Raw genomic sequence first — 13,066 nt, 5'->3', positions numbered from 1 at the left:
TAAACAGAGAAACACCAACAATGAGAAGTCGATCACGTACTTTTTTGAGATGCTGACTCATCCAGTGGCATATATCGACTTTTACGGTCGTGCATGATTTGTATCTAGTCAGGAGAATCGGGATATATAAACAATTGAGCATATAGCTGCCGGCTTAGCTCGTTGGGCTGAGGTTTGTTTCAAGTAGAAAGAAAGCCGATTAACAGTGGGTCTTTGTTGCCAAACTTATGATTTCATTTAGGCTTGCCAAGTGATGGTTGGAGAACTTTGTCGAGAGGTTGAGTTTTAAGCGGGTAGGGAACCTTTTTAGGATCTTAAGTCTTTCAAGGTCATTCTGAATAGTGAGGGACGAGCGTGATTTAGAATCTCTTGCCCGAGCACGCTGTTATGATATGTGACCCCGTTTCGCCGAGCGTTATTCATCACCATTATTCTGAAGAGTCGAGTTAGGATCTACCGGAATAATGATTTTGACTAAGCTGAGATAAAAATGCCCGCTAAATCAGCGGGCACTTTTGTTTACGTCATTAATGGTGCATGTGTTTTTCCATGTGACCTTGTTTTTCAACCGCCATTTCTACTTCCACTTTACCCGCGTTTTTGAATGTTAACGTCATAGGGAAGCGGTCGCCTTCTTTAAGAGTTTGTGTTGGGTTAAAAATCATTAAATGGAAGCTGCCTGGCTTAAACAACACTGAGTCATTGGCTGGAACGCGCACTTCGTCAATCTTAATCATTTTCATCACACCATCTTCTTTCTTATGCGTGTGAATTTCGACATGCCCTGCGATTGGGCTTTCTGCTGCGATCAATGCATCTTCACTGTCACCGTGGTTGGTTAATTGAAAAAAACCACCGATAACAGGTGCGTTTGGTGGCGCTTCGCGGCTCCATGGATGGTCGATATGAATTTTTCCTGCTTCATAATCGTGCGCTAAACTCAGTGGGCTAGCGATGACAGCAATAAGCGCGATAGCGGCGGTTTTAAATGATTTAAGCATGTGTTTTTCCTTTTGAATGAATAGCTTCTCTGAATGGACAACAAACAGAGTCATCGTTATTTTTGAATAAAGTTGTCAATGATTAGATGCCTGTTAGGCAGGAAAAACACTCGGCGGAGAGTGCTTAGGCGCGATGTGTTTGTAAACGAGCTTATCGCATTTTGAAAAATGATAAGTCGTCAGTGCATACTTTACTCGGCGCAGCCAATGGATGGTTGTCAGGTAAAGCCCAATCGCAACCAGAAGAAAGAATTGAACAGCTTGAAGAAGCGGACATTCAAACTGAAAGCCGTCGTGTAAGTTAAGATCTTGGATGAGCTTAGAAGAAGATTGAGCGTTAGCCTCAATCAACGTATTGATATCCACCCATTTGAAACCATCTGCGGTACACAGTAAAACCTTTTCACTTTGGACTTTGTTGAGCCAAGTTGTGCTGTGAACTTGTGTAGGATTAAGAGCGGCTGTGGACGCTAAATACAACTGAAACAACACCGCGATAATAACCGCAATAGCGTGCAAGCGATGGTGTTTGTGCTGTATTAGAGTGTTTTCCATACAATTGAGTGCTTATCTTCTTCGGCGCGGGATACTAACAAATTAACCAAACAATGTAATTATCAGTTTACTAAAAGGTGATGCAAGTGTGCATTATTTGTTTTGTTGCCTATTTTTAACGCTTTAATGTCTTGATTCGGCTGACATTCACAACCTCCAATTCAACTTGTCAGTCTTGCTTAGTCGCTTCTGAAGATACCGAATTAATCTCTCTTATATGTCACTGAAGCTTCGGTTAGTGGGTGTCGTGGTGGTGTTTTTACGTGCTAGATTTGGCTGATATCGATTCAAAATGCACACCGAATCTTCACTTGTTTTCCATTAACGGAATTATGACAGTAATTTAATAAAGGATACGGTATTCTGCGCTCCTTTGTACATGCCAGAAACGTCCGTCCTACTTAGTCGGAGGGGCGATTAATCTTAAGAAATTTCTCAAATGAAATACGAACAACAGATTGGATATCGATACCCTAAAGGTCGATTTGCCATGGTGAGTGTATATGCATTCACCGGTGCTGCGATTTTAGCATCGACTATTTTTTCTCTATTGCTGTTTTTGTCTATCGACGAAAACCCGATGATGCAAACCTTATTTGGTGGTTTAGCGATCATTTTTGAAGCAGGTAAATTTTACGCTTGGTATGAATACGGTGAGCGCCGAGCCCATCGCAACTACACAGGAGCAGCAACCGCTCTCGTGTTTTATTTAGTCTTAGCTGCGATTTCCATTGGCGGTAGTATTGGTGGGATTAATAGTGCAACCAATAGTGCACAAAGTCATATTTCGGTAGAGCAGGCGAAAGTGGAAGCGTTTAATCGTCAGATTGCGGCAATCGATAAGCAGATTGAGCTCAACAATATGGCAGCGCAGAAATACATCGAGATGGAACGTATCGCGACTGGTGTAACTCGCATCCAGGAGCAAAACAAAACCTTACGTGAAGAGCAGCAACGCTTGGCTATGGAGCGTGATAGTTTACCGCCGGTGACGCAAGGCTCAGTGATTGGTTTAATTGATAGTCTAGCTAACGCATTTGGTACCACCTCTCAGCAAGCTCAGCTTGGCTTGGTTATATTTCTTTCGATTCTTTTGGACTTCTTTGCTGCATTTTTTGTTGGCTTGATTGGTGAAGAGCAACGGTTCCGATATTTCTATCGCAGAAATGAGGGCATGATATTGAAAACAGTTCGCGATATAGATCCAGCGCCTGCGGGTTATCTTCCTCATATAAAAGAGGAAGAAGAGCAAGAAATACCAGTAGTGCCGGAGCCAGAAGAACCAAAGGAACCGAAAACTTTGTTAGAGCAAGTTAGCGATGCACTTAAAACGCATCAAATTACGTGCACCAAAAAAGCTGTTGCTAAACAGTTTAGGCTGTCTGCGGAAGAGGTAGACCAGGTATTTGAAGAATTGGCAGAGCTCGGTTTAGTGGGGAAAAAAGCCAACCACCATTATCATTGGATAGGTGAAGCAGAGACCGCATAATTGGTTATCTATTAGAGATCGGAAAGAGCGTCAATCGGCGCTCTTTTTTTTGGGGGGGGGACTTTCGCTATTAAAGTTAACTACAAGAAAGCGTATCAATCTTTATTGAGCTTTTTGGTTACGTCTTTCACCGTTTTCTTCTCTTTTCCCGGTGTCATTGCATCAACAGCTTTACCCGCCATCCCTTCATCTGGCAATTTGTCTTTTCCTGCATCTACTGCGGTATCTTTCAGTGCCTCTTTAGGCGTACAGCGACCCCCAACACCAACCACGGCTTTTGTCGCAGCGGCTTTAGCTGCCTTTTCTGCATCGCAGTCAGGATCCATAACGCTAGCTAAGCTCGTGGCTGAACCAAAAAACAAGATTAACAAAATGAGGTTGCGTTTTTTCATAGTTGTCACCAATGTTGTGAACATAGGTAAAGTGTAACGGAGAGAAAAGGCTTTGGCTGAGAATTTGTTGGTTTGAGCTTGGGAAGCAAAGTAAGGTGAAAAGAAAAAGTGCCATCGAAGTGACACTTTTTCTTAAGCGTAGAAGGGATTAGTTGTCGTAAACGTCTAATTCCACTTCACGGGCAATATTTTGGTCGTTAATGATCACACCTTCGACTTCGACACGAGCACCATTTAGGTTGAGTTCTTCGATGCCTTGGAAGCGTGTTTGTGCATCAATCACAACGGTCGTGTTGTTTAGCAATTGATCTGCGTCGTTTTCGCAACGCTCGATTTCAAATGTTCTTGCTTCAGCATCGTAGTTTGATACGTATCCTTCACATTCAAATTCTTTACCTTGCCATTGGTTGTTATCGTCAAAGTCTGGTTGCTCAAACTCAATAACGGTAGCGATGCGTTTGCCATTTTTCATGACAGACGTTACTTCCACTTCTTGGCCTTGTTTTAGGTTCGCTTTGCTGCCGTCTTCAAATCGTGTTGCGTTATCGATGAAGAATGCTCCTCGGTAGTTTAGAGAGAACTCACTATAATCCTTGGCAACCCAAGTCACGATACCTTCCACATCGCTGTCATTTTTTAGATCGTCGTAGTCTTCAACTTGTACCTCATGTGCCATGAAGATACCGTTTTGCATTTCACCTTCTACTTCCACCCATTGGCCGATGCTAAGTTGGCTAATGTTGTCGTAAGATACGGTTATATTTGTACCAAGCTCAAACGTGCCAGCATTTTCATCGATACTGGTAATACGGCCTTCCAGTTCGTAGTCGTTATCAAGTACTGGGTAATCGTTATCTACGTCGAGTTCGACCACAGACAACACTCGATAACCCGCATCAGCAGTTGGCAATGATGACACCATCACCCAGTCGTTGACCTCTATATCATCACTTAAACCGTCAAACTGCAGATCTACGCCGTTTACCGTAAATGTTTTCTTCACATGATCAATCGCTGTGACACGTCCTGTAATGGTTGGTTCAAGTGTGACTCGGACGCCATTATTCGAAGCTTGCCGAATATCTGACCCCACGCGAACCACCATTTTTGGTTTTACATCGGCCAGTTGCACTTGTGTGTCGTCATAAACCACCTCAGACACACGATACGTATGTCCATTGACGGTTAACGTGCTTTCTTCAGCGTTGACCGCTTCAACAGAGCCAATCGCTACACTTGGTTTCACTGTTGGTTGAGTTGGTGTGCTATCGCTATTGCTGCCACCACCTGAACCACCACAACCAGACAATGCCAAACCTACTACAGAAATAAGAGCGAGTTTTTTCATTGTATTAACCTCAATTTACGAGCGAGTTTAGGAAATTGCCTGTATCTTATTGGGCATATCGTGAAGAGATCGTGAAGAAATGTGATTTTATGAAAATTTTAATTGTAGATGACAACCATAACGTCTCGGAGACGATTGCAGACTATCTTGAGCTCGAAGGCATGATTATCGATTGTGCGTTTCATGGAGAGGCTGCGATTAAGTTAATCGAGGAAAATCATTACGATGTAATCATCATGGATATCATGATGCCGAAGCTCGATGGCATCAGTACGGTACAGAAGCTTCGACAAGATAAGTTATGTGGAACGCCAATTCTCTTCCTAACGGCAAAAGATACGCTAGAGGACAAAATCGCGGCTTTTAAAGCGGGGGGAGATGATTATTTAATGAAGCCATTTGCGATGGAAGAGCTCAGTTTGCGTGTTCATGCTTTGGCTAATCGTGGTCCAAGACAAGATATCGGAACGCTCAAATTTGCAGATATTTGTTTAGATGCGCGGACAGGAAAAGTAACGAGAAAAGACAAAGAAATTAAGCTGAGTCGAATTCAAACTAAAATTTTAAAATTGCTCCTCCAACGTGCTCCAGCAGCGGTCTCGCGCACAGAAGTGATCGATAGTGTGTGGGGAGACGAACCACCTGGAAGTGATGCACTTCGTAGCCATATTTATGGTTTAAGAACCGCACTAGACAAAGGTTTTGAAGAATCACGATTAGAGACTATTCATGGACAAGGTTACCGACTTAAAGCATAACGAATATCCAAGCATTTATCGCAAGATCCGTTGGGGTTTTGGGGTCATGACGTTTGTGATGTTTACTCTTTTTTGGTCGCTGATTTATGTGGCAGAAAACAAACTGGAAGTGCTGAGTTTACATCACTGGCTCGATACTGAAGCTGCGCTTTATAGTGAGAATTTCGAGAAACAGGGCTGGGATGCGCCATTGCCAAACGTATTGGAGTTCAACTCATATTGGAGTGAAGCTCCGACACCGGATTGGTTGCTCTCTTTTACTTCACCTGGTTTTTACGAATACCTGCTTGGTGAAGAAGATAAACACTTTGTTGTATTGAACCATCCCTCAGGGAAGGGGCTTATGTACATTGTATTTCAAGATGACTCAGATGATTACTTGGACGAATACGAAAGCTCGCTGCATCAGTTTACGCTGCTGCTCGGTGGTTTGTTTTCATTTGTCATGGTTGGGTATGGCATTTACATGGTGCGAATATTGTCTCGGCCATTAGCGCAAATTGAAGACAAAATTAGCCAAATGTCACCGGATCAACCCGCTTTCCAAGTTGAAACTAAGTTCAGCGAAACACGCCAGATAGAGCAGACTTTGCTGGATAATAAGAACGATATCGCGGGCTACTTCAAACGAGAACAAGAATTTAGCCGTTTTGCATCGCATGAGTTGAGAACGCCAATCATGGTGATTAAAGGCTCAACAGACATTCTGACGCGTCTTCCTGATCAACCTCGAGTTGCGCAAAAAGCCATCACGAGGATGCAGTCAGCTTGTGACGAGATGCGTGTACTGACAGAAGCGTTTCTCTTACTTGGTAAAGAGAAAATAGAGCCTCAGCATTACGGAGAGCATCAGCTTCTTACTTGTTTACAAAAACAACTGGAAGAGCTGGCTCCTTTATTTGCCAAGCAAGATTCGAACTACGCTTTGCACGAACAACATAGTGGTGTCGTGAATGCACCGGAGAGTTTTGTGACCATTGTAATCAACAATCTGATTAAAAACGCCTTTAGCTATAGTGTGGGAGATATTGAAATTGAGTTGAAAGGTCATGCGCTTAAGATCCTAAACCGTCACGATGGCAACGAGACGTACAACGCTGGTTATGGTTGTGGGCTTGTTATCGTACAACGAATATGTGAACGGATGGGGTGGGCGTTAGTACTGGACGATGATGGTGTTCGATTTAGTGCAAAAGTGGAGTTCTGCTCTTAGCTTTGTGCGTATTGATTCAAGTGAGACTTAACGCTCTGGCTTTTTCTTGTCGTACGCATCTAACCCGCAGTCAAACAAGAAAAAACTGGAATTTGAATTAGACTGAAGTTAGTGAAGCGGAAACTCGAGGAACCGTTATGCTCTCTTATCAGGTCAGCCGAAGTATTGAAATTAATAAGAATCAAAGTGAAATTATTGGCTATCTCAAGAACTTCAAACACTGGCCCAGCTGGTCACCATGGATCATTCTTGAACCAAGCTGCGAGCTGACATTCAGTGATAATCAGGGCCACGTTGGAGCTGGTTATCAATGGAATGGTCAGCGTATTGGGACTGGCGCGATTGTACTGGAAAGTACTCAAGAGCATCGATTAGATATGGAGCTGCATTTCTTTCGTCCAATCAAGAGCCATGGAAAGGTGACTCTAATCGTGACGCCGTCACAAAATGGCTGTTTAGTCGAATGGCAAATGCAATCTCGCGTCCCTTGGTATCTGTTCTTTCTGAAAAGTATGTTTAAGTCGATGATAGAGATGGATTATCAACGTGGGTTACGCATGCTTAAAAGTAAGCTTAAAACCGGAAGAGTGCATTCAGACTTAGTCGAAATTGGGAACCGAACGTTGCCTCAAATTCATTATATTGGGATCAAGGGTGTGGCTAGCTTGCAGGAATTAGGTTCGGTAATTGAGAAGCATGTTCAGCAACTAGAACAGTTAATTAGTGACGAAACCCTATCCGTGAATGGTGAATTGTTTTGTTATTACCAGTCGATGGATATGCAGAAAGGTACATTCGAGTTTATCACTTGCTTTCCTCTTCATAACTCAGTACCAGCGCCTCAAGGGGCGGTTACCGGTACCATTCCTGAGAGTGAAACATTTGTCGTTGAACACCGAGGTGAATATCAGTTTTTGGGAAATGCATGGGCTTTAGCGATGAACTTGGTTCGTCAGAGTGGTATGAAAGTCAAAACCAGTCCTTTAGGAATCGAACGCTATCTGAATAGTCCGAAGGAAACCACGGAAGAAGAGCTAAGAACGGAAATTATTTTGTTTAAGAAATGACAGGCGCAGGCGAGTAGGGTGTTTAGGTATCATACTAGTTATGCGAAATGTTACTAAAGAATAATAGCGTATCTGTTCCTACCCAAAAAAATGCCTCAGCAATCGCTGAGGCATGGTTTTACAGGCCAACTTCTCTTGTTAGAGAATTATTGTGCACGGTATTTACCGCTGTTTAGTTCAATTTTAGACGCTTTTACCCGGCTGTCTGCGTTTAGGTAGTCGCTAATACTTAGCAGATCTTGATCTTGAGATGCTTTTAACACCGCTGATTCCCCTTCTGCGAAGATAACTTCTAATTTTAACTCTTTGGCGACTGCTTTCGCTTCGTTAGGATTGTTTACGGTGATATAAACCAGTCCAGTGGCTTTGGATACGTTACTAAACGCATTCTTAAACACCTCATCACCCGCTTGAAGTTTTACGTCTTCAGATAGGGTTCTAACAGTGCCAGTTTGCACTTTTCGATAATCTTGGCCATTAATCTCAACCGCTTCTGATGGCACAAACAGTTCTGGTGCAGGTTGTTGAGAGAGCTGTTGCTCAGCGTATACACTCGACGTCATGATAACGAGAGCCAGCATAGAAAATGATTTGTATTTCATGTTATTGACTCCTTAGTGTCCAAATATGCGCATCGACCAGTTCTTAATAACACCGGGCTGAGCGTTGTTTGCCATCGGAACGTCATAGATGGTGGAAGAATTGAAATATGCAATGTAAGAATAGACTTCATCGCCGTTCGTATCTATTGCTCGCAACGTCCATTCGCCTTTTGCATCTTCGCCATAAAATTGGTTAGACAACATTAATTGATCTTTGTAGCCTGTAATCGTTGGATCAAGAGATTGACCAACAAGACCATTGCGCGGTGTTTGCAAAACGGAACGAGTCCCTGATGGCGAAATGAGCTCGATAGCTAAGTCGGGCAGACGAGCGTGGTCCAATGTCAATGTCACTTGAACGGATTCTACTGTCAGCTCATCGGCAATGGCGATACTTGAAGAACCACCAACTAGACTTGCATCGGGTACACTTACTTCTGTAGCGTTATTAACCCATGGCGTAATGACTTGAGCTGGTAAAACACGATTCGTCATCCGGGCACGTTGCATCGCTTCATCTAAATCTACAGCACCGAAGCCATAAAAAGTATGGAAATCTACGCCTGCTGCGTTTTTCTGCCAAGGGGCAATGGCCTCGTAGCTAACCTGTTCACCTTTATGGTTAGTAAATTCAAGCTGTACGCCTGGATGCGCTTTATCCGTTACTTTTGCTGTCTCCGCTAGTAAAGCACGTACATCACGAGCAGAAAGTGCGTGGTTGGTTGACATGATTGCCGCGATGGCACCCGATGTGTTTGGCGCAGCCGATGAGGTTCCGTTCATCGTACTGGTATAGTTACAGTTCGGATCGAGCTCCGTTCCGCCGTGTAACCCATTAATGCCAAGGCCTTCACTGGTATTTTGCCCTTCTTCACAACCCATTAAATCAGTGGTGACCATAGCAGGGAAATCTTGCCCATATTCACCTGCTGGTGCTGCAACCCACACGTTCGAACCCACCGATGAGTAACTCGCTCGCGTACCATCCGCTCGTAGTGCACTAGTGACTAAATTGAAGTAATTGGCGTTATCATAAGACTGAGCAGAGTTGTGCATCGGTAAGCCTTGATTGTCTCCACCAGCAAAGAAGTTACTTGGCAATACGAAGAATCGCCCTGCATTGAAATAGCGGTAACCATTACCTGCTGACTTTACAAATACAGCACCTCGACCCCAGGCGTTACTGTTGCTGACGTTTTTCATCACGTCCATTTCAAGTTTTAGCTGAGGGTCGCTTTCATCAAAAGTAATCGGGTTTATAGGGCTGAAACCGTAACTTTGGTTAAATACGCGAACATCGCGTGTTGCTGGGTCCATGCCATGGGAGATTAACCAGCCTTCTAATGTCTGGTTGGCTAACCAGTTAAAACCGATGAGGGAAGAGTGAGAAGCGACACCGCGTCCGCCTTCACCGTTGTTGCCGACGGCGCTAATCAAACCGGCTACAGCAGTGCCATGACCATTAGTATCAACCGGATAACTTGGTGGGAATGAAGAGTCTTCGACGAAGTTTCTGCTACCTGTAACTATATTACCTGCAAGGTCGGGGTGATCGATCTGCACTCCAGAATCAATAACGGCAACTTTCACACCAACACCTGCAATCCCCATTGCCTGAGTGAGCTTAGTGTTTAAGTCGTTCCCAGCAACAGCAGGATTAGCCGCAAACGCAGTTTGCCCCGTGTTGTCTAAGTGCCATTGTTCAGAATAGAGTGGATCAAACGCCGAGACGGCAGGTGCAATGCCTACTGCCAACATAGCTGCAAATAGGCGATTAATGCGTATTTCCATTTTTGACCTCATGTCTTTGTTTGGAATTTTTTAGTTCCTGTTTCATATTCCGCTAACAGGAACAAACAAAGCTAACGACAAAGAATAAGGACGAAAACCATTTACAACTTGTTTACATTAAAAGTTCGATGGACAACATAAGTCTTTGTTAATTTACTGAAACCATGAGGTTTTTATATGTCGCATCGAACATGCATGAAAAATGAAAAATGAAAAGCAGAAAATACGAGTGTACCGTCTGCTTCAAGATGGTGGGTTATTTAGTTGAAGCGGGTTGAATAGTTGCGATTGGTTTCTTGGGTTCGGCTTTTTCCTTAGGCAGCACGTTATCAATCCACTTTTTAATGTACAACTTATCGAATTCTTTATCACACCACTTTTTGTTTAATCCACGTCGATTGAACTCAGCACCAATCGCCACTTTGGTTTGGTTGGTTGCACGGTTGTAGTAGAGAGTTTCACATAGTTGAGTGTTACTCATTTGCTGGGCATATACATTGACACTGCTGCTGCGCATTCCCAGTTGAGATGCTTGCTGATTACTGCACGCCATAAGAAATAGAGGCGCAAAAGTAATAATGATTAGATTTTTTTTCATGTGTGCTTTTTTATGATGTAGGGTGAATGATGAACTGGTTTCTGCCAGCTTGCTTCGCATCATACAAAGCTTGGTCTGCCAAGAAAAACCACTGATCCCATTCTTGTTTAATTGTTTGTGCCGACAGTTTGTCCACTGCTCCAAGGGAAATTGTCGCGCTTAATGGTTTAGAGTCAACCACCAATGGTGTGTTTTCAACAGTATATCTCAATCGCTCCAAAAACTTAGCGCAATCTTCAACTCGCTGTACTTCGAATAATAGGACAAACTCTTCTCCACCCCAACGAATGAGTAGGTCACCAGAGCGGGTGGATTCATTAAATAGCGTGGCAATATGAGTCAGCATTTTATCGCCAATATCGTGTCCATATTGATCATTAAAGGTTTTAAAATGATCGACATCTAAAACGGCTAAGGCAAATGTTCTATCTGGGCTTCTACGAGCCATTTTGTCCAACCAAATGTGAAGATAGCGACGGTTATGCAGTTGAGTTAATGGATCGGTAGTATTTTCTTGAGTGAGTGCTTTATTAATACGTCTAACGCGCAGTACGTAACGAAAACCAACGACTCCAATTGCCGCAATAGCGATAAAGTAGAACATTTCTCGATAGCGCTGTGAACGCAGCTCAGAGGCTTGTAGCGCATTTTTTGTTTCTAGCAATTTGAGTTCTTTCTGGGCTAACTTAGCTTCGAGGTCAAACTTAATGTTAATCATCTCTTCACCATGAATATGATGAGAAAACTCAGCCTCTAGCTCTCTTAATTGGGTTAAATAATGAAAAGCCGCTTCATAGTCATTAAGAATTTGATGAGCGTTTACCAGTACCGAAAGCATATCAATACGCTGACGCAGCTCTAATTCACTGGTTGATTTGGTTTGTTCTAGAACGTTAAGTGCTGTTGTAATAGCTTTATCGTATTGTTTGTTTGCGAGGTAAGCCTCTGCAAATGCCTCGTAACAAGACGTTTTTAGCATTTCTAGATTTTTTGGAATGGGCAGGTCTACGCAACGCTGTGCGACCATTAATGCATCATCAATTTTTCCTACCGAGCTCAACATTTGTGAAAAGCTGGATAAAGAGTGGTGCTTGACTGTGTCCGACCCTGTTTGCATTGAAAGTCGAATGGCTTCATTGAAATAATATTCCGCTTCTTTGTTATCTCCGAGGCTCGAGTGAACGATGCTAAGGTTTGCGTAGATAACCCCCATAAAAAAGCTATTATCGTATTGATATTCGCTCTCTAGGTAAGTGTCGAGAGCTTGCGTTAGGTAACTGTTGGCCCGAGCCCAATCTGATGCGTCGATGTAGACCGTCCCAATGTTGTTCAGTGTCATCGCGACTTGTATTTCAAATACTGTTTTTTCTAATAACTCATAGGCATTGCGATAATATTTTAGGCCACTGCGTAGTTGATTTCGAGATACTTCTAGATTGCCTAACCAGCGGTAAGCACGGCCTTCTAATGCTAGATAACCAAGATCACGGGCTGTAGAAACAACGTCATGGAGTAACAATTCTGCGTTCCAGTTATCGTCTTGCTCAATCATTGTTACTGCCTTATTGAGCTGTGCTTCAGCGACGACCCATTCCAAATGGTGCTTTTTACCGAATTCGATTAAATCGGGCATATCTTTCGGTAATGGAACGCCTTCGTAACGCTTAAGGTACTTTCGTGCAAAGTAATACAGAGCAAGAGACTCCGCTGATGCATGCTGTGGCGTATTTAACTCATCTTTTTGAATTGATCGCGGCTTACCCATCGAGCGAAAGTAGAGTTTTAACATGGGCTTGCTTTCTGCTGAAATGTGTTCTTCCAGATAAGCTTGCTTTTCGGTACTCGCCAGCACGTTGGTCGGATGCAAGAAAAGTCCAAGTGCAGTACAAAGTGCGCAAGCCAGTTTTTTAATTGAGAAGTGCATGAGCGTATTAATAAAATGTGATCTCTTAACCGAATACCAGTTAAGTCTACCATTTCTTGTTGGTTAAGTGCGGATGGATTCCCAGTGGCAAAGTGCTTTGGGAGTGAGAGACGAGAAGGATCTCTATAATATTATGATTTATAAAAACAAAATCTATTGAAAACTTATGTAATGATTGGAAGATGGCATAGGTAGGGTAACGATGGAAGGTAAGTGAGCATATTCGGTGGACTCAATCTAATGATTTAAGCCGCGGATTCATCGCTCGAAATCAGAGTGAAGTGTAAAAAATTACGTTTCTGTCATAAATATTTAATGTTTGTATGGG

The 13,066-nt window shown here is 43.1% G+C and carries 12 protein-coding genes; 4 read left to right on the top strand and 8 right to left on the bottom strand.

What is annotated here, in order from left to right:
- Positions 1 to 527: 527 nt before the first annotated feature.
- The gene (locus tag R7Q41_RS13855) at positions 528 to 1,001 is read right to left on the bottom strand and encodes a copper chaperone PCu(A)C (protein ID WP_042521048.1); all 474 of its coding nucleotides are present in this window, start codon (positions 999 to 1,001) and stop codon (positions 528 to 530) included.
- 93 nt (positions 1,002 to 1,094) lie between these two features.
- A complete protein-coding gene (locus R7Q41_RS13850) occupies positions 1,095 to 1,556 on the bottom strand; it encodes a hypothetical protein (protein ID WP_005388493.1) in 462 nt (153 codons plus the stop codon).
- A 439-nt stretch (positions 1,557 to 1,995) separates the two neighbouring features.
- On the opposite strand from R7Q41_RS13850, the gene R7Q41_RS13845 reads away from it, so the two are divergent.
- Positions 1,996 to 3,045, top strand: a complete 1,050-nt coding sequence (locus tag R7Q41_RS13845) for a hypothetical protein (protein WP_054574329.1) — start codon at positions 1,996 to 1,998, stop codon at positions 3,043 to 3,045.
- Positions 3,046 to 3,140: 95 nt separating this feature from the next.
- Here the strand turns inward: R7Q41_RS13845 and R7Q41_RS13840 are convergent, their stop codons facing one another.
- Entirely contained in the window at positions 3,141 to 3,437 is a 297-nt protein-coding gene (locus tag R7Q41_RS13840; protein ID WP_054574473.1) for a hypothetical protein, read from the bottom strand.
- Positions 3,438 to 3,585: 148 nt separating this feature from the next.
- A complete protein-coding gene (locus R7Q41_RS13835; protein WP_054574328.1) occupies positions 3,586 to 4,785 on the bottom strand; it encodes a DUF5666 domain-containing protein in 1,200 nt (399 codons plus the stop codon).
- Between the two features lie 89 nt (positions 4,786 to 4,874).
- Here R7Q41_RS13835 and R7Q41_RS13830 point away from each other — a divergent pair, with 89 nt between their 5' ends.
- The 3 genes from R7Q41_RS13830 to R7Q41_RS13820 all read left to right on the top strand — a co-directional run bounded on the left by R7Q41_RS13830 (position 4,875) and on the right by R7Q41_RS13820 (position 7,823).
- Complete coding sequence (locus R7Q41_RS13830) at positions 4,875 to 5,543, top strand: response regulator transcription factor (protein ID WP_017820242.1); 669 nt, start codon at positions 4,875 to 4,877, stop codon at positions 5,541 to 5,543.
- Positions 5,515 to 6,756, top strand: a complete 1,242-nt coding sequence (locus R7Q41_RS13825; protein WP_054576761.1) for a sensor histidine kinase — start codon at positions 5,515 to 5,517, stop codon at positions 6,754 to 6,756. Before R7Q41_RS13830 ends, R7Q41_RS13825 begins: the two co-directional genes overlap by 29 nt.
- Positions 6,757 to 6,893: 137 nt before the next feature.
- Positions 6,894 to 7,823 carry an SRPBCC family protein gene (locus R7Q41_RS13820; RefSeq protein ID WP_318144527.1) on the top strand — a complete coding sequence of 310 codons (930 nt, stop codon included), beginning with the start codon at positions 6,894 to 6,896 and terminating at the stop codon, positions 7,821 to 7,823.
- 146 nt (positions 7,824 to 7,969) lie between these two features.
- Here the strand turns inward: R7Q41_RS13820 and R7Q41_RS13815 are convergent, their stop codons facing one another.
- The 4 genes from R7Q41_RS13815 to R7Q41_RS13800 all read right to left on the bottom strand — a co-directional run bounded on the left by R7Q41_RS13815 (position 7,970) and on the right by R7Q41_RS13800 (position 12,738).
- Positions 7,970 to 8,425, bottom strand: a complete 456-nt coding sequence (locus R7Q41_RS13815; protein ID WP_025767689.1) for a hypothetical protein — start codon at positions 8,423 to 8,425, stop codon at positions 7,970 to 7,972.
- Between the two features lie 12 nt (positions 8,426 to 8,437).
- Complete coding sequence (locus R7Q41_RS13810; protein WP_167415988.1) at positions 8,438 to 10,216, bottom strand: S8 family peptidase; 1,779 nt, start codon at positions 10,214 to 10,216, stop codon at positions 8,438 to 8,440.
- Between the two features lie 256 nt (positions 10,217 to 10,472).
- Positions 10,473 to 10,814: a hypothetical protein gene (locus tag R7Q41_RS13805; RefSeq protein ID WP_025767691.1), complete on the bottom strand. Its 342-nt coding sequence runs from the start codon at positions 10,812 to 10,814 to the stop codon at positions 10,473 to 10,475.
- 10 nt (positions 10,815 to 10,824) lie between these two features.
- Positions 10,825 to 12,738 carry a tetratricopeptide repeat-containing diguanylate cyclase gene (locus R7Q41_RS13800; RefSeq protein WP_213867764.1) on the bottom strand — a complete coding sequence of 638 codons (1,914 nt, stop codon included), beginning with the start codon at positions 12,736 to 12,738 and terminating at the stop codon, positions 10,825 to 10,827.
- Positions 12,739 to 13,066: the final 328 nt, after the last annotated feature.

The organism is Vibrio sp. 2096 (genome assembly GCF_033339595.1).
Lineage (GTDB): Bacteria > Pseudomonadota > Gammaproteobacteria > Enterobacterales > Vibrionaceae > Vibrio > Vibrio alginolyticus.
The sequence above is the reverse complement of the archived record's forward strand: the minus strand, read 5'-3'. Positions and strand labels throughout refer to the sequence as shown.